At 39.7% G+C, this 26,569-nt stretch carries 19 protein-coding genes and 1 pseudogene; 14 read left to right on the top strand and 6 right to left on the bottom strand.

The annotated features are described in order from the left end of the window. Nucleotides 1-173: 173 nt before the first annotated feature. A complete protein-coding gene (locus F986_RS03840) occupies nucleotides 174-2,822 on the top strand; it encodes a sensor histidine kinase (protein ID WP_004692357.1) in 2,649 nt (882 codons plus the stop codon). A 27-nt stretch (nucleotides 2,823-2,849) separates the two neighbouring features. Further along, the gene (locus F986_RS03835) at nucleotides 2,850-3,563 is read left to right on the top strand and encodes a response regulator (protein WP_004692355.1); all 714 of its coding nucleotides are present in this window, start codon (nucleotides 2,850-2,852) and stop codon (nucleotides 3,561-3,563) included. Nucleotides 3,564-3,751: 188 nt separating this feature from the next. Here the strand turns inward: F986_RS03835 and F986_RS03830 are convergent, their stop codons facing one another. Further along, complete coding sequence (locus tag F986_RS03830) at nucleotides 3,752-4,084, bottom strand: transposase (protein WP_004692353.1); 333 nt, start codon at nucleotides 4,082-4,084, stop codon at nucleotides 3,752-3,754. Continuing rightward, nucleotides 4,032-4,346 carry a transposase family protein gene (locus F986_RS17760; RefSeq protein WP_026057330.1) on the bottom strand — a complete coding sequence of 105 codons (315 nt, stop codon included), beginning with the start codon at nucleotides 4,344-4,346 and terminating at the stop codon, nucleotides 4,032-4,034. Before F986_RS17760 ends, F986_RS03830 begins: the two co-directional genes overlap by 53 nt. Nucleotides 4,347-4,677: 331 nt before the next feature. Here F986_RS17760 and F986_RS03825 point away from each other — a divergent pair, with 331 nt between their 5' ends. Together F986_RS03825 and F986_RS18715 are read left to right on the top strand one after the other, a co-directional pair. Then, the gene (locus tag F986_RS03825) at nucleotides 4,678-6,093 is read left to right on the top strand and encodes a glutamine synthetase family protein (protein WP_004692352.1); all 1,416 of its coding nucleotides are present in this window, start codon (nucleotides 4,678-4,680) and stop codon (nucleotides 6,091-6,093) included. 10 nt (nucleotides 6,094-6,103) lie between these two features. Next, the gene (locus F986_RS18715; RefSeq protein WP_004692350.1) at nucleotides 6,104-6,319 is read left to right on the top strand and encodes a hypothetical protein; all 216 of its coding nucleotides are present in this window, start codon (nucleotides 6,104-6,106) and stop codon (nucleotides 6,317-6,319) included. Between the two features lie 45 nt (nucleotides 6,320-6,364). Here F986_RS18715 and F986_RS03815 read toward each other — a convergent pair whose 3' ends face one another. Further along, nucleotides 6,365-7,144 (bottom strand): TorF family putative porin, encoded by a 780-nt coding sequence (locus F986_RS03815; RefSeq protein WP_004692349.1) that lies wholly within the window; start codon nucleotides 7,142-7,144, stop codon nucleotides 6,365-6,367. A gap of 196 nt (nucleotides 7,145-7,340) precedes the next feature. On the opposite strand from F986_RS03815, the pseudogene F986_RS18670 reads away from it, so the two are divergent. From F986_RS18670 to F986_RS03785, 6 genes and pseudogenes are all read left to right on the top strand, one after another. Next, nucleotides 7,341-7,529: pseudogene (locus tag F986_RS18670) on the top strand (hypothetical protein); the annotation flags it as partial. A 243-nt stretch (nucleotides 7,530-7,772) separates the two neighbouring features. Then, nucleotides 7,773-9,503, top strand: a complete 1,731-nt coding sequence (locus F986_RS03805; protein ID WP_004692347.1) for a class I SAM-dependent DNA methyltransferase — start codon at nucleotides 7,773-7,775, stop codon at nucleotides 9,501-9,503. Continuing rightward, on the top strand, nucleotides 9,493-10,896 hold the full coding sequence (locus F986_RS03800; protein ID WP_004692345.1) for an AlbA family DNA-binding domain-containing protein: 1,404 nt from the start codon (nucleotides 9,493-9,495) through the stop codon (nucleotides 10,894-10,896). Before F986_RS03805 ends, F986_RS03800 begins: the two co-directional genes overlap by 11 nt. Beyond that, complete coding sequence (locus F986_RS03795; protein WP_017396873.1) at nucleotides 10,893-12,299, top strand: restriction endonuclease subunit S; 1,407 nt, start codon at nucleotides 10,893-10,895, stop codon at nucleotides 12,297-12,299. The genes F986_RS03800 and F986_RS03795 overlap by 4 nt, the downstream gene beginning before the upstream one ends. Further along, nucleotides 12,292-14,691 carry an AAA family ATPase gene (locus F986_RS03790; RefSeq protein WP_004692342.1) on the top strand — a complete coding sequence of 800 codons (2,400 nt, stop codon included), beginning with the start codon at nucleotides 12,292-12,294 and terminating at the stop codon, nucleotides 14,689-14,691. The genes F986_RS03795 and F986_RS03790 overlap by 8 nt, the downstream gene beginning before the upstream one ends. A gap of 1 nt (nucleotide 14,692) precedes the next feature. Next, nucleotides 14,693-17,797 (top strand): type I restriction endonuclease subunit R, encoded by a 3,105-nt coding sequence (locus F986_RS03785; RefSeq protein ID WP_004692341.1) that lies wholly within the window; start codon nucleotides 14,693-14,695, stop codon nucleotides 17,795-17,797. 103 nt (nucleotides 17,798-17,900) lie between these two features. On the opposite strand, the gene F986_RS03780 is transcribed toward F986_RS03785, so the two are convergent. Further along, on the bottom strand, nucleotides 17,901-19,046 hold the full coding sequence (locus F986_RS03780; RefSeq protein WP_004692340.1) for a helix-turn-helix domain-containing protein: 1,146 nt from the start codon (nucleotides 19,044-19,046) through the stop codon (nucleotides 17,901-17,903). An 11-nt stretch (nucleotides 19,047-19,057) separates the two neighbouring features. Further along, nucleotides 19,058-19,741 (bottom strand): hypothetical protein, encoded by a 684-nt coding sequence (locus tag F986_RS03775; RefSeq protein WP_004692338.1) that lies wholly within the window; start codon nucleotides 19,739-19,741, stop codon nucleotides 19,058-19,060. Between the two features lie 924 nt (nucleotides 19,742-20,665). On the opposite strand from F986_RS03775, the gene F986_RS03770 reads away from it, so the two are divergent. Next, complete coding sequence (locus F986_RS03770) at nucleotides 20,666-21,310, top strand: HEPN domain-containing protein (protein ID WP_004692336.1); 645 nt, start codon at nucleotides 20,666-20,668, stop codon at nucleotides 21,308-21,310. Nucleotides 21,311-21,371: 61 nt separating this feature from the next. Here the strand turns inward: F986_RS03770 and F986_RS03765 are convergent, their stop codons facing one another. Beyond that, nucleotides 21,372-22,562 (bottom strand): MFS transporter, encoded by a 1,191-nt coding sequence (locus F986_RS03765; protein ID WP_004692335.1) that lies wholly within the window; start codon nucleotides 22,560-22,562, stop codon nucleotides 21,372-21,374. Between the two features lie 1,064 nt (nucleotides 22,563-23,626). On the opposite strand from F986_RS03765, the gene F986_RS03760 reads away from it, so the two are divergent. Genes F986_RS03760 through F986_RS03750 form a run of 3 tightly spaced genes read left to right on the top strand, consistent with a single transcriptional unit; the run spans nucleotide 23,627 to nucleotide 26,547 of the window. Continuing rightward, nucleotides 23,627-24,754, top strand: a complete 1,128-nt coding sequence (locus tag F986_RS03760) for an NAD(P) transhydrogenase subunit alpha (RefSeq protein WP_004692333.1) — start codon at nucleotides 23,627-23,629, stop codon at nucleotides 24,752-24,754. An 11-nt stretch (nucleotides 24,755-24,765) separates the two neighbouring features. Beyond that, nucleotides 24,766-25,089, top strand: coding sequence for a proton-translocating transhydrogenase family protein (locus tag F986_RS03755; RefSeq protein ID WP_004692331.1), 324 nt, complete (start codon nucleotides 24,766-24,768; stop codon nucleotides 25,087-25,089). A 3-nt stretch (nucleotides 25,090-25,092) separates the two neighbouring features. Beyond that, nucleotides 25,093-26,547 carry an NAD(P)(+) transhydrogenase (Re/Si-specific) subunit beta gene (locus F986_RS03750; protein ID WP_004692329.1) on the top strand — a complete coding sequence of 485 codons (1,455 nt, stop codon included), beginning with the start codon at nucleotides 25,093-25,095 and terminating at the stop codon, nucleotides 26,545-26,547. The last annotated feature ends 22 nt before the right edge of the window (nucleotides 26,548-26,569 follow it).

Raw genomic sequence — 26,569 nt, 5'->3', positions numbered from 1 at the left:
GAACGCTATTAAATAATTTGAATTAAGTTACATACGATTGTTGGGCGAGGGGATGTTCTATACCTCCGCCCAACGGTGGCATCCATATTGCCCAGCAATAGCCAAGCTGACTTTAGACGCATTTAAATGAATTTAAAAACATCTTTTTAAAGCAATAAATAAAGATTACTTCTATGACTGATCAACGAACCAATAAAGCCGATGTTTTGCTGCAACATACACAGCGTTATCAGTCCGGGCGGCTGACGATTTTTTTAGGCGCAGCTCCGGGCGTGGGAAAGACCTTTGCCATGCTGGTTCGTGCGCATGAACTGGCGCTGCAGGGTATTAATATCGTCATTGGCTATGTAGAAACGCATGGCCGTAGAGAAACTGAAAATTTAATTTCTGGTTTAGATATAATTCCGCGCAAGGCTATTGAATATCAAGGGCAGCATCTGGAGGAAATGAATCTAGATGCCGTTTTGGATAAAAAGCCCAGTATTGTTTTGGTGGATGAATTTGCCCACACTAATATGCCCGGCAGCCGTCATGAAAAACGCTGGCAAGACATCAATGAATTATTAGATGATGGTATTGATGTTTTTACCACCATGAACATTCAGCATTTGGAAAGTTTGAATGATGTGGTATATCAAATCACTGGGATTCGTGTCACTGAAACCGTGCCAGACCGGGTGTTCGAACGGATTAGAGATATCCGCTTAATTGATTTGCCTGTGAATGAGCTGTTGGAGCGCTTAAACCAAGGGAAGGTTTATGTGCCTGAGCAGGCGGAACAGGCCTTACAGCGATTTTTCAACAGCTCCAACTTAACGGCACTGCGTGAACTGGCAATGCAAACCGTTGCCAATTATGTTGATAATGATGTACGCGAAAATTTCGCCATTCAAGGGCTTGCTCAAATCCCCTTAAAAAATCATGTCTTAATTATGATTGATGGCAAAGGGCATTCTGAAGCTTTAGTTCGGACTGGATGCCGTATTGCCGAGCATCGTGCGGCAAACTGGACGGTTGTTGCTTTTTCTCATGATACGCAAATCATGAATAAACAGGAAAACTCGCAAAGCCGTGAAATAGAACGGGCTTTAAACTTAACGCGTCAAATGGGCGGAATGACAGAAGTCCTTTACGGCCAGCAACATGCTAAAACTTTATTTGATTATGTGATGGACCGCGGCATTTCAACCTTAGTTTTAGCGCAAGCGGCTCCGCAAAAGTTTTCGCTGAATTTAAGGCTCAATTTGATTGATCAATTACTGCAATACCGGCCCAGTTTTGAACTCAGTATAGTGCCGATTATTGCAGAGAATAAGCATATGTCCTTTTTCACTCAAAGGGCATTCTTGTCGCTGAGAGAAATACAGTACGTACTAGCCACCACGGTCATCAGCATTGTGATTGCAAGCTTAGGGGAAAAGTATTTAGGGATTGAAGATCTTTCGGTGATTTTTATCACCGCTGTGGTTTTTGTGGCATCAAAAACACGGATGCTGGCTGCAGCTTTTTCAGCCATCCTATTCTTTCTAGCTTATAATTTTTTCTTTATTTCCCCGCAATTTACATTTCAGATTTCTGCACATCAGGGGATTGTCACCGTGATTGCATTTTTGGGCGCGGCTTTAATTTCGAGCCGATTAGCGTCACGTTTGAAAGAGCAGGTGACTGCACTCAAAACGGCGAACAGTTATAACAGCATTATGCAGGATTTAGGGCAGAAGCTGTCCACAGCATTAGATTTGGCACAAATCAAGGAGATTGCTGAACATAGCCTGAGTAAAAATCTCAATGCAGATGTCTGGCTGTATTTCCCAGATACTGCAGCAACTCAAGCATCATCGACTATCATGAGTAATAAAGAAAAAATTTCAGCCGATTGGACATTCAAAAACCATCAACCGTCCGGTCGCTTTACCCAAACCTTGACGGAAAATGAGTGGTGGTTTTTGCCCTTATTGGCTTCCAAGCAATGCTTAGGCGTGGTGGGGTTGAAACTTAAAGATGTGCAAGCAGTAATCAATACGGAGCAAAAACAGCTCGCTGAACTCATGGTAGAGTATCTTGCGCAGGCGATTTTCCGCACCCAGCTGACCAAGGCTTTGGAAATAGCCAATGTGAATTCTGAAACGGAAAAATTGCGCTCGGCATTATTATCATCCGTATCGCACGATTTACGCTCGCCTTTGGCGTCGATGATTGGAGCAGCGGATACTTTGAGCACTTACCGCCATTCCATGAATGAAAATGATCAGGACAGCTTGCTGGAAGCGATTCATTTAGAGGGGGAGCGTTTAGACCGCTATATTCAAAACCTACTGGATATGACCCGTTTAGGCCATGAAGGCTTAAGCTTGAAGCGGGACTGGATTGGAGTTGATGAACTGATCGGTTCAGCAGTGCGCCGTTTAAACCGTTATATGCCAGATGCATTGGTTGAAGTGCATGCGCCTCAAGAATCTTTGAGTTTATTTGTACATGCCGCCTTGATTGAACAGGCCATTTTTAATGTACTGGAAAATGCCGCAAAATTTTCACCAGAAAATAAAGCTGTGATGATTGAGGTGCAGCAGGTGAATGAAAATGAGATCGAAATTGCCATAACTGATAAGGGGCAGGGTATCCCGGAAGGTGAGCGGGAACGCATTTTTGACATGTTTTATACCATGCAGCGCGGCGACCGCGGGCAATATGGTACAGGCTTGGGCTTGACGATTGTGAAAGCGATTGTGGGTGCGCATATGGGGAAAATCATGGCATCATCAGGCAAGAACAATCAAGGAACATGTATCCGCATACAGCTTCCTATTCAGCAAATTACTTAAAGCATCTAGCAGCTTTTAGGTGGGAAAATGCCAGAACAGAATGAATCAGCCAGCTCCATGACCAATGTCTTGATTATTGATGACGAAAATCAGATTCGAAAATTCTTGGATATAGCACTCAGAGCGCAAGGCTATAAAACGCTTTTGGCTGAAAATGGCCAAAAGGGTTTGGAACTCCTAGCTTTGCAAGGCGCGGATTTAGTGATCCTCGATTTGGGTTTGCCAGATTTGGATGGTTATGAGGTTTTGTCTGAGCTTCGCACATGGTCGCACGTTCCAGTGATAGTGCTGTCTGTGCGGGCAAATGAAGAAGAAAAAGTGAAGCTTCTGGATGCTGGCGCAAATGATTATGTCACCAAGCCGTTTAGTGTTCAGGAGCTGGTGGCGCGCATTCGTGTACTGCTTAGGCAGCACCAGCATAGTACTGTTGATACTGTAATTTTTGATGATGGCGTATTAAAAATCGATTTTTCCAAACGGCAGGTTTTTTTAAATCAACAATTGCTCTCCTTAACACGCAAAGAATATCAGCTGCTGAATTTATTGGCGAAAAATAAAGGCCAATTGATTACTCAGCCGCAAATATTGAAAGAGCTGTGGGGGCCAACGCACCAAGAAGATACGCATTATTTACGGATTCTGGTGGCTAAATTAAGAGTGAAGTTAAATGATAATGCTGTGCAGCCTAAATATATTATTACTGAACCGGGAGTGGGTTTGCGATTTTTGAAGATTTATTAATATTAAATATGCCATTTATTTTACATGAGTAATTAGACCTCTTTCATAAATCATTTTTTGCTCAGTTCCAAGTTGTAGATTCCAGCGATTAAATTGAATCTCAAACTAAGCCTTTTACATCTATTTCGATAACGCTCAGCAAGGATTTTGAAGGTTTTCAGGTTGCCAAATACATGCTCAATTCCGATTCATCTTTTATTGATTTCTTGATTATAGATTTTCAATTCAGGATCCAATTTACAGTGTCTTTTGGCTTTTAATGGCAACAGGCTATTCGGATACAACACATAAATCCGCTGATAGCCTTTATCTGCCAGGATAAAAGCCCCAAAAGGAATCTGGTTTAAATTGCGTTTGAACAACTCGAAATCATGCACTGCCCCGCGACTGGCACATAAACTCAGAATTTGCTGAGTTTTGTAGTGAATCATGGCTTGTACTTTAAAGGTATGGGTCTTTTTTTTGCCGCTATAGCTTTTCTTCTGTTTTTTTAGGCCTTTGGATTGGAATTTCCGTGGCATCCACGATCACAACATTCCAGTCGATGCCTTCGCCCTCGGGTAAATCTTTGGGTAAATTAAACAGATTGGACCGAAGCAGGCAGTCTTCAACATGACGGACAATTCTTGAGGCTGTGGGCTCTGAAACCCCGTAACTCGTCGCAACGTGAAATAAGGTTCGGTATTCCCGCCAATAGCTCAGACAGAGCAGAACCTGATCCTCCAGGCTTAACTTGGGCGGTCTGTCTTTGGCAGAGACATGCTTCTGCAATTGCTCAACCATCAAATAGAAAGTTGACCATGAGATGCCTGTGTATCGCTTGAACTGAGGATCAGAAAGCTTGTTTGAATCGATGTATTTCATCCGCAGATTATGCACGAATGCTAAGAAATCCGGAGTGCAAATATTAACCAAAAAGAAGATCGTTTTTTGATTTATGAAAGAGATCTATTGTTATTTTTATGTTTTAACTTATTTTAAATTAGCTTTTTCGTGGTTTTAATAGTTTAAAAAATAATCATATTAGTTGGGTGCTTTTTTACGGTTTATTTACGTTACATTCGGTAGAACTTGTTTTATTTTGATCATTGTTAATATTTAACAGGACAAAATAATGAGTAATTTACTCATGGCTAGACATAATATAGCTGACGAAGAAGCGGTCCCTGAATCCATGCCATCTGCGCGTCAATGCTGCGATATTGAAGATATTCTATTTTCAGAAGAAATCGAAAACTATCTGCAGCGCTATCCCAATACCCGTCATGTTGAGATTTGCCTGCACGATCTGAATGGTCATGTCCGCGGCAAGCGCATAGATATTGTCGGTCTAAAAAATATTGCACAAGGCTGTTATTTCCCAATGTCTATTTATGCCATGAGTCTTGATGGAGAAGTGATTGAAGAATCGGGTTTAGGAAAATCGATCGGTGAGCCGGATTATTTATGTAAACCTATATTGGGAAGCCTGCAGCCCTGCGCTTTAAATCCAGAGTCCAATGCACAGTTATTCCTAACCATGAAAGATGACAATCATCAAGATTGCGAAGTTGAACCGCGCAATATTTTAAAAAAAAGTTTAAGAGCGCTGCATGATCAAAACTTTTATCCTTGCATGGCCGCAGAATTGGAGTTTTATTTATTTGACAGCAATGAAAAATCTGGCTCCAATCAGATTTATTTAAATCAATGTTTTGATGTGAATGCGCAAGATAAATATCAAGACGTTCTGGATGAAATTGAACGGATTGCCCTTTTGCAGGGGATTCAGATTACAGGCTTAGTCTCGGAATCATCTTCCGGACAATACGAAATTAATATTCAGCATAGCGGTGATATTTTGAAGCTATGCGATCAGATCATGATGCTAAAGCGCACCATTAAGCAAGTCGCTGTAGAACATGGGTTACATGCAAGCTTTTTGGCTAAGCCTGATCTGAATAAAGCGGGCAGCGGCATGCACTTTCACATGAGTTTGTTAAATCAAGACCAGCAGAATATTTTCAGCATGAAGCAGAATCCTTTACCGTCACGGCAATTATTAAAGGCGATCAGCGGGCTGATAGTCTTGCTGCCGCCGTCCATGGCCGTGCTTGCCCCGAATGTAAACTCATTCCGCCGGTTTAAAGCTGGAAACCATGTGCCCTTAGAAGCTAATTGGGGCGTGAATAACCGCAATGTGGCCATTCGCATACCACGTTCGGACAATGAAAATCAACGCTTGGAATATCGTGTTGCAGGTGCGGATTGCAATCCTTATTTAACTGCAGCCCTGATTTTGATCGGCACACTGCATGGGTTGACACAGAATCTGGAAATTCCACAGCAAGCCACTCAGATAAAAAATAAACATCAGCCGCACTTTTTAAGTACGAATCAGCTGGATGCTTTAACATTTTTTCACCGGAATACTGTTTTGCAAAAATATCTCGGCAAAAGATTTATGGAATTATGGTGTGCAGTTAAACGTGCTGAGCATCAGTATATGTACAGCCAAATTACTTTGATCGAACAACATTGGGATATTTAACTGCTTAAAAATGTATAACACGATAAATAATGAAGATGATGCTAGAAATCAGAAGCTCAATGAAGAATTATATTTGAAGTATAGTTTACAGGAAATTGATTCTGACATTTTAGTAAAGAAATACCAGTATGCGTCAAAAAGTATGAAAAAAATAATTCATACTATTTTTAAAGAAAGAGGTTTTAATCGAAGTGAGATAGATCATATATTGAAATCACTCAAGTAAAATAATTATGCCAATAGTATTGCTGATACTATTGGCATTTAACTTTTAAAAAGATTTAGTCAGGGTGAATACTGCTTCAGTTTTTACCCCTTTTTTATTTTGACTTGTAAAGTCTTTGGTTTTTAAATTACTACCAACCGCTGCTAATTCTGCATTTATTCCCATTGGCTTATAGCGGTAAGTTGCACCAATTTTCCAATCAAAAAAATGGTCTTTTGCTTCAGAACCATAAATGTCCTGATTTGCTTTGGAATAACCTAAGCTAACATTTGTGCCAAAATTAGTTTGAGCAATCGGTGTAGCATATAAGACATTAAAATACCAATTTGAGATATCTTTACCTATACTGTCACTGGCAGCTTTGCCGCCATAGTTATAGGTATAGCTTATGCTTGGTGTAAAGCTATCGTTCTGATGCAGCAACGCATTAAAGATCATTTTGAAATAGTATTCATTATAATTTAAATCGCTGTTGCCGATGTAATTGTAGCGCAGCATGCCAAGATCAACTGCAGGATGGATTGAACCTAGCGCGATTGGCGCTGTATAGCCGATCTGGGGATCCAGTTCTAAATTTACTTCGTCATCAAAATCAACATTCGATGCAAATGCAGCAAGATAAAATCCTGAAGCATGGCTTAAAACAAAGTTTCCCTGCAAGGCCGGATCATTCTGGGTTTGCGTTTGGCCGCGCCAGCGGTAGTCGCTGGCCAATGATACATTACCTGAAAAGCTTAAAGCGGGAGAGCTTTCATCTCCAGTAGCAAAAGCATAACTTGAATAGAGCGGTATAAGGCTAAAAAGTAGATGGTATAATTTTTTCATAACACTTTAAATTAGTAGTCATTGAAGTAATGTATGTTATGGTTTAATTTATTGATATATAATAAAATTATCGTAAATTTTGCGTAAAATAAGTATAAAATTTAAGATGAATATTTTTTAAAGTCGCAGATTCAAATCCCAAGTGCAACACATTTGTAGTTAGTTGAAAAAGTTAGGTGTATTCATAGAATCATTAGACTTTACCGCAAGGAAGGGTTTTGCCAATGCACGGTTTGAAACGGATATAGAGGAAGGGTTAGAGGTGCTGGAGGAATACTACCCTGAACAAGAACAAAACCGTACGGTGGAGCAACAAGCTTCGCCTGAAGGGTTTGTGCAGGGTATTCAGCAGGGGGTGCAGCGATCAGTCAGACCCGTCAATTAATCGATTGGTTGGAAAAGAGCAACTTTCTAGGTTGCTCTTTTTTTTTACGACATTATAAGACGTAGCAGTTGTTAAAGGACTATTTTAGCTAAAGTTATCCCGTTAAAATGACAGGACTTTATTAATCTCTATTTTTTTTGTTAAGTGCATGACTTTTAATAGGTCATTGATATGCTAACTTAGCAACATTGTTTAACATTAAGTATAAAACCAAAGCGGTTGATCTTGGATTGAGGAAATAAAATGCATTCATTGGAACAAAAGTTTCTAAATGACTTAGATGACAAGCTTTGGAAAGCCGCCGATAAATTACGCAGCAGTCTGGATGCCGCTAACTACAAGCATATTGTTTTAGGACTGATTTTCTTAAAGTACGTATCAGATGCTTTTGATGAACGGCAATCTGAACTCAAAGAATTGTTTGCACAAAAAGACGATCACAACATCTATTACATGCCGCGTGATCAGTACGACAGCGAAGAAGAATACCAACAGTCTATTGCTGATGAACTAGAAATACTGGATTACTACCAAGAAAAAAACGTATTTTGGGTGCCAAAAGCAGGCCGCTGGTCAAATATCCGTGATGCAGCAGCTTTACCAATTGGCTCAATCATTTGGCAAGATGAACAAGGACAGGACGTGAAGTTACGCTCTGTATCTTGGTTGATTGATAATGCCTTTGATAAAATTGAAAAAGCCAATCCAAAACTGAAAGGTATTCTGAATCGCATCGGACAGTATCAATTAGATAATGATAAGTTACTAGATCTGATTAATACCTTCTCTGATACCAGTTTCACTCAGCCTGAATACAACGGTGAAAAACTAAATCTGCACAGTAAAGATATTCTTGGACATGTCTATGAATACTTTTTAGGACAATTTGCCTTAGCTGAAGGCAAGCAGGGTGGGCAATATTACACACCTAAAAGTATTGTTACCTTAATTGTTGAAATGTTACAGCCTTATAAAGGGCGCGTATATGACCCAGCAATGGGGTCAGGCGGATTCTTTGTATCTAGTGAAAAGTTCATTGAACAACATGCACAGGAAAAGCGTTACAAAGCGTCTGAACAGAAAAAGCATATTTCTATCTATGGTCAGGAGAGCAACCCGACCACATGGAAACTGGCAGCCATGAACATGGCGATTCGCGGGATTGATTTTAATTTCGGTAAAAAGAATGCAGACAGCTTTTTAGAGGATCAGCATCCAGACTTGCGTGCCGATTTTGTCATGGCTAACCCACCTTTTAACATCAAGGATTGGTGGCATGCTTCTTTAGAAAATGATGTGCGTTGGAAATACGGCACGCCACCGCAAGGTAATGCCAACTTTGCTTGGATGCAGCACATGCTGCACCATCTATCACCTACGGGCAGTATGGCATTGTTACTTGCCAATGGTTCGATGAGTTCCAATACCAACAATGAAGGTGAGATCCGTAAAAACTTGATCGAAGCCGATCTGGTGGAATGTATTGTCGCATTACCAGGACAACTGTTCACCAACACGCAAATTCCAGCCTGTATCTGGTTTCTAACCAAGGACAAAAAGAATGGCTTGTCTTTAGATAAAAAGAAAGCCAATCGTGAAGGCAAGACTCTGTTCATCGATGCCCGTAATTTGGGCTATATGAAAGATCGCGTACTGCGTGACTTTACCGATGCAGATATTGCTAAAATCACCAATGCTTTACATGCTTGGCAACAAGGTGAAAATTTTGAAGGCGAAGCGTATCAAGATGAGAAAGGTTTTTGCTTCTCTGCTGAGTTAAAAGATATTCAGAAGCATGACTACGTACTGACTCCGGGACGTTATGTGGGTGCAGTCGAGCAGGAAGATGATGGCGAGCCATTCGCTGAGAAAATGTTACGTTTGACTGCTCAGCTCAAAGAGCAATTTGCTGAAAGTGCGGTCTTGGAAAGTGAGATTAAAAAGAATCTAAAGGGCTTGGGCTATGAGTTCTGATCATCCTTTATTGCAAGAAATTCAGAAGGGTGAAAGTCAAACTCTTGAATTTAAAGAGCAGTTACCGAAAGGGCAACAGGTGGCAAAGACCCTGATTGCTTTTGCCAATACCAGTGGTGGTAAGCTGGTAGTTGGTGTAAGTGATGATCGCCAACTCGTAGGTATTCAAGATGATATTTTTGAGTTACAAGATCAGATCACTTCGATGATCAATGAACTGTGTGCGCCCAATATTCTGCCGTATATCTATATCGAGAATATCCAAGGCATAGAGTTGCTGGTGATTGAAGTCAGCCGCGGTTCATTATTGCCTTATTATCTCAAGCCGCAAGGCAAGGCACAGGGGACTTATATCCGTTTAGGCGCAAGCAATCGTGTGGCATCGCCTGAGTATATCCAGCAACTCGAATTGCAGCGTCTGAACCAGACTTTTGATGAACAGCCGAATCCGCAATACAGTTTAGATGACATCGATTTACAGCCTTTACAGCAGGCCTTTGCTGAGGTGGGTAAAGAGCTATCTTTGCAGAAGATGCGGAATCTCAAATTGATCATTCAGCAGAATGGACAGGATTATCCAAGTCATGGGCTGCTCATTTTGTTGGGGCTTTATGAGCATGTTGAGATTAAATGCAGCCGCTTTAAAGGCACGACTATGACGGTGTTTCTGGACAAGAAAGAATACCGTGGAGATCTGTTTAGCCAGCTGAAGCAGACCGAGCAATTCATCAAGAATCATCTGCACCTACGTGCTGAAATTTTAGGGTTACAACGTACAGAAAGTTTTGAAATCCCAATCCCGGCGATTCGTGAAGCCTTGGTTAATGCAGTGTTGCACCGTGACTATAGCAATGCAGGGCGTGACATTAAGGTCGGTATCTATGATGACATCCTGAATATTGTTTCTCCAGGTGGATTGCCAAATGGACTGACTGAAGAGGACTTGGCACAAGGTCGTTCAGAGATTCGTAACCGTGTCTTGGCTCGTGTGTTTAAAGAGCTGGGTTATATCGAACAGTGGGGCAGTGGTATTGCTCGTATCAAAGACCTTTGTTTACAGGCAGGCAATGCAGAACCTCAACTGAAAGCACAAGGGGATTTTGTCGATTGGGAGTTTTATCGTCCTTCGATTGAGCAATTAGGTGGCTCAATTGGTGGCTCAATTGGTGGCTCAATCCAAGAGGATATGCTGACAGATCGGCAAAAACAGATTTTAGTTTTAATTCAACAGAACCCAAAAGTTTCCTATCGTGCTATGGCCGAACAGTTGGGAATCAATGAGTCAGCAGTGAAAAAGCATCTGAATCATTTAAAAGATGCATGTTGGCTTGAGCGTGTGGGTGGAACACGTGGCTATTGGATGATTAAGAAAGAATTTGGGGGTGAGGTGTGAGTACCGTTTGGAATACATACAGAATTGAAGACATAGCTGACAAAATAACGATAGGTCCATTCGGTTCAAGAATGAAAAGTGATGCTTATGTCGAAAGTGGTGTTCCTGTCATTAGAGGAACTAATCTTACTGGCAGTAAGAAATTTTCAGGTGATTGGGTTTTTATTTCAGAACAGTTAGCAAAACAATTAGAAAATTGCTGTGTGAGTAACGGTGATTTAGTATTTCCACACCGAGGTTCTATTGGTGAGGTTGGATTAGTTGATAATCAGTTTCATCAATACATGATGTCTTCAAGTTTAATGAAGCTTCGCTGTAATCCAAATATTGCTGATAGCGAATTTATTTACTATTTTTTTAAATCTCATCAAGGACGTTATGAGTTATTAAAGAATGCTTCTCAAGTTGGTACGCCTGGAATTGGGCAGCCTTTAACATCATTAAAAAATATAGAAATTAAACTTCCATCATTGGGAGAACAGAGAAAAATAGCCAAAATCCTTTCCGACCTAGATGACAAAATTTACATCAACAACCAAATCAACCAAACCCTCGAATCTATCGCCCAAGCCCTCTTTAAAAGTTGGTTTGTCGACTTCGACCCTGTCCGTGCCAAAATTGCTGCTAAGCAGGAAGGAAAAGACGCTGAGCTTGCTGCGATGTGTGCCATTAGCGGAAAAAGTGAAATTGAACTTCAGCAAATGGCTGAAGATGATTTTGCTGCGTTACGGGCGACTGCTGCACTGTTTCCTGATGGGTTGGTAGAAAGTGAGTTAGGGGAAGTGCCGAAGGGGTGGGAAGTTTCGACGGTTGGAGAACAAGTTCAAACAGTTGGAGGAGGGACACCTTCAACTAAGAATGTTGATTTTTGGGACGATGGTATTCACTATTGGACAACACCTAAAGACTTATCAAATTTAACTGATAAAATTCTGTTAAATACAGAAAGAAAAATAACTGATGCCGGACTGAAAAAGATCAGTTCAGGATTATTGCCTAAAGATACTGTTTTAATGTCTTCACGTGCGCCAGTTGGGTATTTGGCTCTATCGAAAATTGAAGTAGCTATTAATCAAGGCTATATAGCAATTTTACCAAATATGAAATATTCAGCTGAATATTTAATTCAGTGGTGTGAAGCTAATATGGCTGAGATAAAAGGCCGAGCATCAGGTACGACATTTCAGGAAATTAGTAAGAAAAATTTCAGAGAAATAAGCTTTGTTTGCCCAGATGACAAAGTGGTTGTCTCTTATACTAAAACGGTCAAAACGCTATATGATGAAATTACCTCAAAAGCAAAAGAAAATCAGAGTTTAATTAATTTAAGAGATACTTTATTGCCGAAATTGATGTCGGGTGAGATTTCTTTGAATAAAAATATGGGTAGTATTGATGATTAAGAAAATTAAAAGTATCGGCAACCTTGCGGTTTTTAAAGGTTTTGAATGGGATGCTAATGTTAGGAATAATGGGGGAGCTGCTGATACCTTTAAAGACATCAATATAATTTATGGGCGAAATTATTCTGGAAAGACATCTTTATCTCGAATAATTAGAGCACTAGAGATGGGGAGGATATCGGATAAATATAACAATCCAGAATTTTGTGTGAAGTTTTCTGATAAAGAAGTAACGCAAAACAACCTAACATCTCATGGGAAGAAAATTAGAGTTTTTAATGAAGACTTTATTAAAGAAAATTTAAAATTTATTGTGCATCAAGATGATGACATTCGATCATTTGCTATTTTAGGTGAGAACAATAATATTGTTGAAGCCGAAATTCAGACCATTGAAGATGAGCTTGGGAAAAAGGAACAGGGCCAAGAAACAGGATTGTATGCTAAAAGGGTTCAAGCAATCAGCAGTTACAATGATGCTAAAATAGTTTGGGATAATGCTAAAAGAGCATTAGATAAGCAGTTAAGTGATAAAGCAACAGATAGAAAAATTGGAATAAAATATCAATCTGAAAGATTTGGTGATCAAAACTATAATGTTCAGAAACTTAGTAATGATATTAGAGATGTATTGTCTGAGTCGTATAAAGAGTTATCTTTAGAAGAAATTGAACAGTTTACAAAGCTGAGTTTAGAAAAAGCATTAGATGATTATTCTATAATTGATCTTCCTAAAATTAGATTATCTAATTTTGTTGAAAAAACTGACAATCTCGTTACGAAAAAAATTAGCTCATCTAATAAGATTGAAGAATTGGTTAAAAATGCAATTTTGAATCGTTGGGTTAATGAGGGTAGATCTTATCATAAAGATAAACTAAGTAATTGCGCTTTTTGTGGAACTTTTATAAGTGAGGAGAGGTGGAAGGAATTAGACCAGCATTTTGATAAAGAATCTAAAATCTTAGAAGATGATATAGATAGTCTCATTAAAGATATTGAATCAGAGAAGAAAAGTTTCTCTTTATTAAAAATTGATAAATCAAAATTTTATTCAAAATTTCATAAAAGACTTGATATTATTCAAACAGAATTGGAAGAAATAATTAGAGAATACGATTTAATTTTAGATGGTTTAATTGATCAACTAAAAGAACGGAAAGCGAACATTCTTAATGAAAAAGATTTCATTAACCCTAATAAAAATGTTGAAAAGTTACAAGTAATATGGACTTCATACCTAAATATTAAGAAAGAATCGACTGAATTTAGCAAGAAGTTATTAAGTGAACAAAAAAATGCTAAAGATAAATTACGTTTAAATGAGGTCTCTAATTTTTTAGAAATTATTAAATATCAAGATCAAGGCACTAATATTGAAGCCTTGCGTGTCAAAGTTGTTGAAAATGAAAATAAAAAGATATCTATGGATGAAATTATCAGACAAAAAGAGCAACTTATTAAAACTAAAAAAGCAGAACTTCTAGATGAAGAAAAAGGTGCAGATAAAGTTAATGAATTATTAAAGAATTTCTTTGGACATCATTATTTATCTTTGCAACCAATAACAAATGAAAGTGGAGTGAGATTTGAAGTTATTAGAGATGATAAAAAAGCATATCATTTAAGCGAAGGGGAATGCAGTTTACTTGCTTTTTGCTATTTTATGGCAAAATTAGATGATATTGATACTAAAGGTTCAAAGCCAATTGTTTGGATTGATGATCCGATTTCTAGCTTAGATAGTAATCATATTTTCTTCATTTATAGTCTGATTAATGAGAAAATTGTTAATAACCATATTTTTGGTCAACTATTTATTTCTACACATAATTTAGACTTTCTAAAATATTTAAAAAAAGTTGATGGGAAATTTTTAAATGCGAGTGGAAAAACTCAGAATTATCAAAAAGAGTACTTTTTGATTGCAAGGGTGAATGATACTTCTAAGATTAGTATCATGCCCAAATATCTTAAAGAATATGTGACAGAATTTAACTATTTATTCCATCAACTTTATAAGTGTTCTGTTATTGAGGTTATTGATGATTCAAATTATATAACTTTTTATAATTTTGGAAACAATGCTCGAAAATTTTTTGAAATTTACTTGTATTACAAATACCCCGATAAAGGCATGACAGAAGAAACCTTAAATTTATTTTTTGATGGGGATAATATTCCTGCTCTTTTGACAGATAGAATCAATAATGAATATTCACATTTGTGTGGTGTTTTTGAACGTGGTTCTTCACCTGTAGAAGTTCCTGAAATGCAAATTGCAGCCAAAAGAATTATCACAAAATTAAGTGCAGATAGAGAACAGTTTATTGGTCTGCTTAAAAGTGTAGGTGAAGATACAAGCAACATCAGTTCTACTTCGGAAGTATAAAATGAACGAAACACAACTTGAAAACCTTTGCCTTGATTGGTTCACCGAAAATGGTTGGGAAGTCGTTCATGGTATTGATATTGCACTTGATAGCAGTAATCCTTTACGCAAAGACTATAAACAGATCTTATTGGAAGCTGATTTAAAGGCAGCTTTTGAACGTTTGAATCCACATTTGCCTGCCAGTTGCTTTGAGCAAGTGTTACTGAAACTAAGCAAACCTGAAAGTCTGGATTTGGTGACCAATAACCGTGCATTCCATCGTATGTTATTGGAAGGTGTACCTGTCACCTATAAGAAACAAGATGATTGGGTACATGACCATGCTTTCTTAGTGGACTTTAATCATGTGCATCAAAACCGTTTTGTTGCGGTCAATCAATTTACGATTCTAGGCACTAAACAACCTCGACGCCCTGACATCATCTGTTTTATCAATGGTATTCCGTTTGCCGTGTTGGAGCTAAAAAGCCCAACCGATGAAAATGCAGATATCTGGGATGCCTTTAACCAGCTGCAAACCTACAAAGAAGAAATCTCCGATCTGTTTGTCTTTAATGAAGCTTTGGTAGTCAGTGATGGTGTAACAGCACGTGTCGGTTCACTGACGGCGAATCAGGAACGCTTTTTACCGTGGCGTACCATCAAGAATGAAGATGATAAACCTGCTTTAGAGTGGGAGCTAGAAACAGTTGTTCGGGGCTTCTTTGACCGAGAATTGTTTTTAGATTACATTCGATTCTTTGTGTTATTTGAAACAGATGGCGAAAAGACCATTAAAAAAATTGCAGGCTATCATCAGTTCCATGCGGTTAGGGAAGCGGTACAAGCGACCATTGCAGCAGCCAATCCGACAGGGGACAAAAAAGCAGGCGTCGTTTGGCATACCCAAGGTTCGGGTAAAAGTATTTCCATGTGTTGTTATGCAGGTAAACTATTACAGCAGTCTGCCATGCACAACCCAACTTTGTTGATCGTGACTGACCGTAATGACTTAGATGGACAGCTCTTTGAAACCTTTAGTAATGCTCAAGAATTATTAAAACAAACGCCAGTACAAGCCAATAACCGTGATGAGCTGAGAAAGTTTTTAGCTGAGCGTGAGTCTGGTGGCATTATCTTTACCACGGTACAAAAGTTTGCATTACTGGAAGGTGAGACTGAGCATCCATTATTAAATGGACGCCACAATATTGTGGTGATGTCAGATGAAGCACATCGTAGCCAATATGGTTTGAAAGCAAAACTAGGTAATGATGGCACATACAAGTTCGGCTATGCCAAGCACATGCGCGATGCTTTAAAGAATGCTGCTTTTATTGGCTTTACTGGAACTCCGATTTCGAGTGAGGATAAAGACACCAGAGCTGTCTTTGGCGACTATGTTTCCATCTATGACATTCAGGATGCCGTCGATGATGGTGCAACCGTCCCAATCTACTACGAATCACGCTTGGCAAAGCTGGACATCAATCAGACTGAAATTGAAGATTTGTCTGATCAAGTCGATGAGGTTGTAGAAGATGAAGAAGATGTCGGTAACAGGGAAAAGACCAAGAGTGAGTGGAGCCGACTAGAAAAGCTGGTGGGTGCCACACCACGGCTGAAACAGATTGCTGCGGATTTAGTCGCACATTTTGAAGCCCGTACTGAAGCGACGGCAGGTAAAGGCATGATTGTGACCATGAGCCGCGAAATCTGTGTGCATTTGTATAATGAAATTATTGCTCTACGCCCAGATTGGCATGACACTGATCCTGAAAAAGGCAAAATCAAAATTGTGATGACGGGTTCAGCTTCAGATAAACCATTGTTACAGCCACACATTTACATCAAGCAAGTCAAAAAACGTCTTGAGAAACGCTTTAAGGATGTAAAAGATCCTTTGCAGTTAGTGATTGTGCGCGATATGTGGCTTACAGGTTTTGATGCACCGTGTACGCACACCATGTATATCGATAAGCCAATGAAAGGCCATAACCTCATGCAGGCAATTGCACGCGTGAACCGGGTATTTAAAGATAAGCAGGGTGGTCTAGTTGTCGACTATATCGGCATTGCCAATGAATTGAAGCAGGCTTTAAAAACTTATACTGATGCCAAAGGTAAAGGTGAGCCGACTTTACGTGCAGAAGAAGCCTATGCAGTTCTTGCTGAAAAGATGGATGCGATACGGGGAATGTTTGCCAAAACCAATGAACAGGTAGGCATGAATTTAAGTGCTTACGAAACTCAGGCACATCGACTGATCATCCCAGCAGCCAACTATGTGTTGAGTTTCAAGGATGGTAAAAAGCGTTTCCTTGATTTAGTCCTGGCAATTAATAAAGCCTTCTCTTTATGTAGCACCTTAGATGAAGCGAAGAACCTGCACAAAGAAATTGCCTTTTACTCAGCCATTAAAGCAGTCATTAGCAAGCATACCTCTGTAGATCGTAAACTGTCGCAAGCGGAAAAGGACAGTACGCTAAAACAGATTTTGGATAATGCTGTTATTGCTGATGGGGTAACAGATGTTTTTGCAATGTGTGGTTTAGATAAACCGAATATTGGTTTGCTATCAGATGAGTTTCTCGAAGATGTACGGCAGATGCCATACCGTAACTTGGCAATTGAACTGCTGGAAAAGTTACTGAATGATGGCATTAAGGCAAAGACGCGAAACAATGTGGTGCAGGAAAAACGCTTCTCTGACCGTTTACAGGAAACCTTGAGAAAATACAATAACCGAGCGATTGAAACTTCTCAGGTCATTGAGGAACTCATTCAAATGGCGAAAGAGTTTCAGGCGGATATGGCGCGTGAAGCTGCACTTGGTTTAAATTCAGATGAAATCGCTTTCTACGATGCCTTAGCGAATAATGAAAGTGCGGTCAGAGAGCTTGGAGATGATACGCTTAAGCAGATTGCACGCGAAATTACCGAGAAGCTACGGAAATCAACGACGGTTGATTGGCAGGTTAGGGATAGTGTCCGTGCTCAGCTTAAGATTCTGGTTCGTCGTACCTTGCAGCGTTGGAAGTACCCACCAGATAAAGCGGCTGAGGCGATTGAACTGGTCATGAAGCAGGCTGAGCAATTGTCGAATGCTTGGACTACTAACTAGCCTGATTGCTTATTTTGGCTGTACAAATGTTTCAATCCTACAGAAACTAGCATGTACTTAAAGAAAAAAAAGAGAACTTTAAATGTTCTCTTTTAAATTTGTTTTAATCCAAAACTGTTAACTCACTTCGACGCCGTAATGCCTCTAAATTTTGGTATTTAGAGATTAAGTTGAAAGTAAGATTATTAACCTCTACTAGATTGAGACATAAATCATTTGTCAGTTTAGATAAATCAAAGTTTTCTTGGGCTAAAGCTTGGAACACTTTATCTAACAAAAGAGATGATTCATGCGGGATGGGATTAGGCTCATTATTTCGTCCTCTTTGGGCTAATTGTTTATAGATACTTGTGGCATTCCAGTCAGTAATAATCCCCAACTTATTATAACGATAGGTTAAAGCAGCAGCAGAAACTTGCCATATTTCTTTTTTGGACAAAATACTTTTTAAGGATGGAATCCGTAAAGGATTTGCTAGTAAGCTTCTGCGTGGCATTAGAAATGCAGAAGCAAAAGCATTTGCTTCTTGTTCTACGTGAATTCCTTCAATTATCCCATGTTTGTGCATAACTAAATGGCCTAGCTCGTGAGCTAAGTCAAATCTACACCTTTCAGCAGTTCTGGAAGTATTTAAAAAAATAAAAGGACGGCCACTTGTCCATCTACAACAAGCATCTACATCTTGTGCTTCATCAGTGAGAGAGAAAACACGAATACCTTTAGATTCCAAAAGTGCAATCAGGTTGGGAATAGGTTGTTCGCCTAATCCCCAAGCTTTTCTTACTGTATCAGCACATGCCTCAGGATAAGAATATTCAAGATAATATCTAACATCATTTTCGTCGGCCTCATCCAATGAACCAATAGTCGCAGTTGAAAAATCACTTCTTAATTCATGTAAATCAGGTACGTTAGGAAGTGGTAATTCAAAGTTTTGATCAATCCAATCACTAATCATTTCAGCTAAAATAGTTTGGCTAATTGCCATATCCCTTTTTCTAGCTGTCATCTTAGTGAGGGCCCTGAAGCTTACAGATTCAACTTGAATCTTTTCTACTTCACGTCCGTAAAAGAAGTTGATTGGAAAATCAAGAATTTCAGCAGCTTTTTCTAAAATTTTTTCATCAACTTCTTGGTTGCTGTACCAATTTGAAACAGTTCTATCGGTTACTTCTAATCGATGAGCCAATTCTCTCTTAGTCAAACCACGGCGTTGACGAGCGAGATCGAAACGACCCATATTGAACATAGTATTGCCTCTTAAGCATTCTTGCGCTTGATTTCAAAATCAATTGGCGCGGGAGTTGGTGCAGGGGAAAGAATAGTATCAAATTCAGACTCGGGATCGAAACTGATTTCTTTTAAAATAATTCTTTCATGGTATTCTGTAAAAAATTTACCATTTTCAGTAAGTTTTGATGGACATGAAAGTTCACTTCTGATTATTTTATTTTTATAATCAATATAATACATTAGAACCCAACACCAAGTATCCGTAGTAGAGTAGGTTGTTAGCATATCGCCATGTAATTGGGCATTGGCGATTCTTGAAAACATGCTCCCCTTAGGGTTTCGGTTTCGAGCAACTTTTTCAGTTCTCAAACTCTCTGTATTAGATGGAACTTGTCCTTTCAATCCAACACATGCATTTCCCGTCATAAAACTAATTAGGATTCCGAGCTTTTCATTACGAACCCATTCAGAGTTTCCTTGGGTATATTTTAAATAACCCATTGATAACAAGCGTTCTCTTAAAAAAGCTGTTCCTTCAGCAAAATTTCTATAACCACCATAAATTTTAGGATGATTATTTGTTGTTTCATTACGAGCTGAAAAACTATCTTCTATAACTCCAAGCAAGATTTTCGAGTCAAACCCAAAAACTTCTTTTATTCTATTTTGAGAGTGAAGTGGATCATCTATTGTTAAATATAATGGTTGCATAAAGTTAGATCTACTAAATTATCATTTACCTAGCATACATAGTTTTTAGTGGTAAAAATAGAAATAAACATAGTTTTTGGTGAAAAAAATAGAAAATAAATTGTTTCAAGATATACAGTAAACAATAAAGATTGATATAGAGAATCCATGAATTGGAACTAAATTATGAATAATTAATAGAAGGAAGAAGTGTCATTATTTGAACGAATAAATGGTTAAAAAATTTACTTTCGGGTTTTCTACACCAATTTTACACCACAATATTTTTATATTTAATTAAGTTATTGATAGTAATGTTTTAATTTTATTTATGTGTCCAATCCATCATCGGGGCAACACTGATTCGTGGAGATTGAGGGGTTTCAATGGTTTTGTCAGTATTCATTAAAAAATCAGGCTCTTGATCAGTGTTTATCAGCTTTTGTCTGCAAAGACATGGTGAACAACCTATGTCTTAGAGCGGAAGCGGTGCAAAGAAATATGTGGGAAATTACATGAAAATCAGATGTCGCAAAGCCAAAGCATCAATCCATTTATTGAGCACGATACAGCACAATGTAATGAGCTGAAATGCATTCATTACCGATAGGAGGATCTTTGGGAGTGGACGAAAAATGAAACTCGGTGCTTCATTTTTATTCAGGTATTTCCGATAGCACGCAATACTATCACAAAAATGGAATACATTCATTGAGAGGTATTATCTGCTTTTATCAACCTTAGAACTTATAATTAATGGTAAGAGGAGCAGCCAATATTCATTAGATACATTGAAATATAGAAAACAGAATGTTTTTTTCGATAGAACATTCACACTGAACTTGTGGGATTCATCAATCATTATGTCCTAGCAGGATTAAATTGAATTTAGCTTAATCATTCAGTATGTTGAATATATAGAAGAATAAAGTATAGGAAAAGCCGATGTTGCTTTTAGAAGAAATTTTTAAAACTAAAAAAATACAACAGAGTGATGAGTTTAATCTGAGAATACATCGTGGGCTGAGTTGGTTAAAGCAAGCATTCCTGCTCGATCATGATCCCGATTTGCAATTTATCAGCCTCTGGATTTCTTTCAATGCGATATATGCACAAGACTTGGGGCAAAGTCAGGACAAACAGAGTTTACGTCAGTTCTTACATTTAATTTGCCAGCATGATGTCGATCATAGAATTTATAGCATTTTATGGGACAAGTTTAGTCAAGCCATTCGTATGCTCTTAGACAACCAATACACCTATCAAGGCTATTGGGACTATCAAAATAAGAAAATTGGTTTAGAGGTTTGTAAGGCTCAGCTTGAACAAGAAAAGAAAAAAGTCGCGAAAGCGCTACAACAGAAGCATTCGGTTGATATTTTACTGGTACTGTTTAACCGTTTATATACCTTGAGAAATCAGCTGATGCATGGCGGTTCAACCTATAAGAGTTCATTAAACCGTAAGCAGCTACAAGATGGCTGTCAAATTTTATCGGCTTTGCTGCCCGCATTTTTGTATATTGCTTTGGAAAATGCCGATAGTCTCGACTTGGGTAAACCTTTTTACCCCGTGGCTCAGGTCAGTTAGCGCTCAAAATGAAGTGCCCAAACCAAAAGACAGTTTACTCAGTCAACTGTCTTTTTAAGGGTTAAGCAATACCATGTTTTTTGCTATACAGGGTATCCAGCAGAGCAAAGACACTCGCCATCATCACCAGTGTAATACCGACTAAACATGTACTGCTCCAGCCGCCGTGATGCCATGCATAGACACCCAGTGCCGAGCCACACGCGCCACCAATAAAATATAAGGTCATATAGATGGAGTTCACCCGAGACTTCGCATCGGGGCGTAAACGGAAAATCACGTTTTGGTTACAACTATGTGTAGTTGCAAGCCCTAAGTTAATCAGTGCATAACCGATGATGTAGCTGATGAGTGAGCTCCCGCCTAAATATAGGAACACCCAACTGAGGGCTAACGTCCCGCAGCCGACCCAAGTCAAAAGCAGGGTATAACCGCGATCGGCCCATTTACCAATCCACTGAGTGGAGAGTGCGCCAAATACGCCGACCAAAGTTACCACGCCGACTAAAACATCCGAAAGTTGAAATGGCTCAGAGGTTAAAAGTAGGGCAATGGTTGAAAACAGCATACTCATGGCAGCAAAAGCAAATCCACCCGTGATTGAGCGAAACACCAAACGCGGCTCTTGTTGCAGCAGACTCCCCATAGACTTGAAAATGTCGAAATAGGTGATTTTGAGTTTTGGTAGTTGAGGCAGTTTTCCTTTCATCAGAAGGGCCAAAGCAAACATGGTAATACCACTCAGTACATAAATCATTTTCCAGTGCCATAAGTCTGAGAGTAATCCAGCCACACTGGTCGACAGTAAGATCCCAACCAACAAGCCACTCATGAGGAAACCGACCACTTCTCCCGTTTTTTCAGGTTTGACTGCCATCGTGGCCAGAGGAATCAGTACTTGTGCTGCGACAGAAAAGAGTCCTGTAATAATGGTGCCTAGCCAGAGCATCGATAAGTTGGTAGATGTCGCACAGATAAACAGTCCAGCAGATGCGCCAAACATCAGGAATGGAATCAGTTTGGCTTTGTTCAGCATGTCGCCTAAGGGCACAATGAACAGTAAACCCAAAGCATAGGAGACTTGCGCAAAGGTCACGGTCAAAGCCACTTGTTCTTCTGGCGCTTGAAAGCTTTGCTGAATAGAGGAAATCAAAGGCTGGCAATAATAGTTTGCCCCTGCACATAAGCCACAGACAATTGCCATCAGCCAGAGCAGAGATTTGTCTCGACTGATGTCGAAAGAGGTATTCATAATGAGCCTTTGATGAGGGAGTATTTTTTTCAGAAAGACGTTTACATCATGTTTGAGCTAAATAGATGCATCGTTTCAGAAATTGTATACGAAGCTGGGTCAAAAGCCTAAAACAGGCGAGAAAAGACTGCATAAAAAATGAGTCGAAGATGAAGACATAGAAAATAGCATGACCTGTTCTCAGGAGAGTATTTTCGTCTAATACAATCAAAAAATAATGATATTTCGAATTTCCTGTCAAAAAATGATAAAAATCTTTAAAAAATTCTGAACGCACCCGTCTATCTTGTATGAAATTGTTGCATTCGATCATTTTCACTCATAAAGCATACCAAGCATTTGGGGCTGATTGTTGAAATATTCATCTATTTAAAGTGTTTTTGCTCAATTATGGTGCATTTTTGCTTAAGGCTAGTGCGTCAATGCACGCCATTATCATCCCATAAAATATGAAAAAAACATTTTTGTTGGTTATTTCTCGTTTCAGATCTAGTTAAACGTGATCAACCCCTCCTTGTATTTTTAGATGATCCATTCCAAATACGCGTTTTAGTTGAGCTAAATTTTGAGCATTGGCATTTTTGATCGATGAAAAATAGGGACAGGCCAATTCGAAGCTTTTGCAAATGGGGCAAAACTGTCATTTAAGTCAATGTCTGCAAAGTCTGCGTGACGACAGATGGTAAAGCTCGATGAATGACGGGTTCGGGTTAATCTAAACGTGGTGGTTCATATTCTTGGATTGGTCAAAAAGATCAATACTGCGGAATTAAAGGACTTGGTTTTGTGCAAAAAAAGTGTAGATTTTAGTGTGTAAAGATCTGTGGTTCAGAATTTGAATAGAAATAAATCAATTTTTAAGCGGATTCAAAGCAAATAAACGCAATATCACCCAATATTTTTTATGAATCACCAGTTCAGTATATGGGTATTTATTAAATAAATAGTGGGTGGTATTTTAAAAAAGTTTCATTAGAATCCAAAAATTCATAAGAACATCCTGTGAGAAAGCATTGCTTAATCGGTGATGTTTACTTTAAGAAAAACTAGCTTGAGGGACGCTCATGCAGATCGGAATTCCAGCCGAAACTGTCGTCGGTGAAAATCGTGTAGCCGCAACGCCAGAAACGGTAAAAAAGTTGATCAGTGCTGGTCATAGTGTAGTGATTGAACGTAGAGCAGGTGTGAAAGCTGCTTATATCGACAGTGCTTATGAGCAAGTCGGTGCTACGCTGACAGATGATGCCTATACCGGTAGCCAAATGATTTTGAAAGTACGTGCCCCTCAGGGTGCTGAAATTCAAAAGCTTGCGCCAAATACATCGGTTATTGCCATGTTTGACCCGTACCGTAATACGGAGCTTGATCAATTTGCATCACAACAAGTGTCTGCATTTGCTTTGGAGCTACTGCCACGAACTTTATCTCGTGCGCAGAACATGGACGTATTATCTTCACAAGCTAACTTGTCCGGTTACAAGTCAGTGCTTCTTGCTGCGGCTGAGTACCAGCGCATGTTCCCAATGTTGATGACGGCTGCGGGTACTGTAAAACCTGCACGTGTCGTGATCATGGGGGTTGGTGTTGCAGGTCTACAAGCGATTGCGACAGCAAAACGTTTGGGTGCTGTGGTTGAAGCAACGGATTTACGTCCGACGGCGAAAGATCAGGTGGAATCTTTGGGTGGCAAATGGTTAGACGTACCTATGTCAGCAGAAGAGCAGCAAAAAGCAGCCGATGCTGCGAAAAATGGTTATGGCTGGATGCCGGGTGAAGACTATATCCGCGATCAAGCCATTATTGTGGACAAAGCTGTATCAAATGCTGACATCGTGATTACCACTGCACTTTTACCAGGTCGTAATGCACCACGTCTGATTAAGGCGGAAACAGTTGCCAAAATGAAACCAGGCTCAGTCATTCTTGATATGGCGGTTGAAACAGGCGGCAACGTTGAAGGTTCTCAAAATGGTGAAAATGTTGTGACTGACAACGGTGTAACCATTTTAGGGATTCCAAACATTCCGTCTACGGTTTCAACTGAAGCTTCTGCTTTGTATGCACGAAATGTCTTGAACTTCTTAGATACTTTATTTGATGCAGAGAAAAACTTTGCTATCAATCCTGAAGAAGAAATTCAAAAAGCCCTTCTAGTAACTCATGGCGGTCAAGTACTGCTGAAGCGTGGTTAAGGAGATAGATCATGGTTGAAACAATTACAATTTTCGTCCTTGCCATCTTTGTAGGCTACTACGTTGTGTGGGGCGTTACGCCTGCACTACATACACCGCTTATGGCAGTAACCAATGCGTTGTCATCGATCATCGTGGTCGGTGCAATGATTCAAACGGTGGGGATTCCTGCAATTGGTGTTGATGCGAATGTTGCATTCCAAAGTGTGAATGTGGTGAGCATCTTAGGTGCGATTGCTGTGTTCTTAGCAAGTATCAATATTTTCGGTGGCTTCGCAGTAACAGCGCGTATGCTTGAAATGTTCAAGCCAAAGCAAAAGAAAAAAGAGGGCTAATATATGGAATTCATTCGAGACTATGCGGATTGGTTCTACCTGATTGGTGCTGTCCTCTTTATCTTAACTTTACGTGGTTTGTCTGGCCCGAAGACGGCAATTCAAGGTAACCGTTATGGCATGATCGCAATGGCGATTGCTGTCGTGACTACTTTCTTCGTGGCTGATCATCCTGTGATTTGGATGATTGGTGGTGCGATGGTGCTAGGTGCGATTGTGGGTATTGCTCGTGCGCGTACTGTACCTATGACGCAGATGCCTGAAACTGTTGCTTTAATGCACTCATTGGTGGGCTTGGCTGCTGTTTTAATTGCAATCGCGGCAATTCTACATAACAACCAACTGACTGCCTTATTTGCACAGAATGAAGCGGCATTAACTGCTGCGGGTGTGCAACATGCACACATGAGCAAGGTTCATTTATTTGAATTGTTCGTGGGCTGTTTTGTTGGTGCAATTACCTTTACAGCATCTGTATTTGCTTATGGTAAATTGGCTGCGAAAAAATGGGCAAAAACCATTTCTGGTGCATGGGTTAAACCTGTACAAGCGCTGATTTTCCTTGCAATGTTGGCGTGTGGTGTGTACTTCTTCACGACAGGCAATATGAATGCATTCTGGGCCATGACGGCACTTGCACTTGCATTCGGTTGGGTATGGATTGCGCCAGTCGGCGGCGGTGATATGCCAGTCGTAGTATCACTATTGAACTCTTTCTCTGGTTGGGCAGCAGCAGGTATTGGTTTCACACTTGAAAACAATATGTTGATCGTTGCGGGTTCACTGGTGGGTTCTTCAGGTGCGATTCTGTCTTACATCATGTGTAAAGCCATGAACCGTTCAATCATCAACGTTTTGTTTGGTGGTGCAATGGGCGGTACAGCGGTAGCTTCTGCGGACAAAGGCGAACAAGCACAGCGTAACCATCGTTCTGGTTCAGCAGATGATGCAGGCTTCTTGATGTCAAATGCAGACAGCGTTGTGATCGTACCAGGTTATGGTATGGCGCAAGGTCGTGCACAAAATGCGGTGAAAGAACTGTGTGAAATCTTGAAAGAACAAGGTGTAAAAGTTCGCTTCGCGATTCACCCAGTGGCTGGTCGTATGCCGGGTCACATGAACGTACTTTTGGCTGAAGCAGACGTGGCGTATGAAGACATCTTAGAGATGGATGAGATTAACTCTGACTTCCCTGCAACAGATGTGGTGCTTGTGATTGGTGCGAATGACGTGGTCAACCCTGCGGCGAAAGACGATCCAACATCTCCAATCTATGGCATGCCAATTCTTGAAGCACATAAAGCACGTACCATTATGGTCATCAAACGCTCTATGGCGACAGGTTATGCAGGTCTAGACAACGATTTGTTCTATAACGAAAAAACCATGATGATCTTCGGTGATGCGAAGAAAGTGGTTGAAGATATGACCAAAGCAATCAATGGTGGTGGACACTAATCCTCCTCCTAGAGTGTATAAA

This window comes from Acinetobacter johnsonii CIP 64.6 (genome assembly GCF_000368045.1).
Lineage (GTDB): Bacteria > Pseudomonadota > Gammaproteobacteria > Pseudomonadales > Moraxellaceae > Acinetobacter > Acinetobacter johnsonii.
The sequence above is the reverse complement of the archived record's forward strand: the minus strand, read 5'-3'. Positions and strand labels throughout refer to the sequence as shown.

Bases quoted from the DNA above. Each gene is read 5' to 3' on its own strand.
- F986_RS03840 (WP_004692357.1), top strand. From the start codon at position 174: ATGACTGATCAACGAACCAATAAAGCCGATGTTTTGCTGCAACATACA.
- F986_RS03835 (WP_004692355.1), top strand. From the start codon at position 2,850: ATGCCAGAACAGAATGAATCAGCCAGCTCCATGACCAATGTCTTGATT.
- F986_RS03830 (WP_004692353.1), bottom strand. From the start codon at position 4,084: ATGCCACGGAAATTCCAATCCAAAGGCCTAAAAAAACAGAAGAAAAGC.
- F986_RS17760 (WP_026057330.1), bottom strand. From the start codon at position 4,346: ATGGTTGAGCAATTGCAGAAGCATGTCTCTGCCAAAGACAGACCGCCC.
- F986_RS03825 (WP_004692352.1), top strand. From the start codon at position 4,678: ATGAGTAATTTACTCATGGCTAGACATAATATAGCTGACGAAGAAGCG.
- F986_RS18715 (WP_004692350.1), top strand. From the start codon at position 6,104: ATGTATAACACGATAAATAATGAAGATGATGCTAGAAATCAGAAGCTC.
- F986_RS03815 (WP_004692349.1), bottom strand. From the start codon at position 7,144: ATGAAAAAATTATACCATCTACTTTTTAGCCTTATACCGCTCTATTCA.
- F986_RS03805 (WP_004692347.1), top strand. From the start codon at position 7,773: ATGCATTCATTGGAACAAAAGTTTCTAAATGACTTAGATGACAAGCTT.
- F986_RS03800 (WP_004692345.1), top strand. From the start codon at position 9,493: ATGAGTTCTGATCATCCTTTATTGCAAGAAATTCAGAAGGGTGAAAGT.
- F986_RS03790 (WP_004692342.1), top strand. From the start codon at position 12,292: ATGATTAAGAAAATTAAAAGTATCGGCAACCTTGCGGTTTTTAAAGGT.
- F986_RS03785 (WP_004692341.1), top strand. From the start codon at position 14,693: ATGAACGAAACACAACTTGAAAACCTTTGCCTTGATTGGTTCACCGAA.
- F986_RS03780 (WP_004692340.1), bottom strand. From the start codon at position 19,046: ATGTTCAATATGGGTCGTTTCGATCTCGCTCGTCAACGCCGTGGTTTG.
- F986_RS03775 (WP_004692338.1), bottom strand. From the start codon at position 19,741: ATGCAACCATTATATTTAACAATAGATGATCCACTTCACTCTCAAAAT.
- F986_RS03770 (WP_004692336.1), top strand. From the start codon at position 20,666: ATGTTGCTTTTAGAAGAAATTTTTAAAACTAAAAAAATACAACAGAGT.
- F986_RS03765 (WP_004692335.1), bottom strand. From the start codon at position 22,562: ATGAATACCTCTTTCGACATCAGTCGAGACAAATCTCTGCTCTGGCTG.
- F986_RS03760 (WP_004692333.1), top strand. From the start codon at position 23,627: ATGCAGATCGGAATTCCAGCCGAAACTGTCGTCGGTGAAAATCGTGTA.
- F986_RS03755 (WP_004692331.1), top strand. From the start codon at position 24,766: ATGGTTGAAACAATTACAATTTTCGTCCTTGCCATCTTTGTAGGCTAC.
- F986_RS03750 (WP_004692329.1), top strand. From the start codon at position 25,093: ATGGAATTCATTCGAGACTATGCGGATTGGTTCTACCTGATTGGTGCT.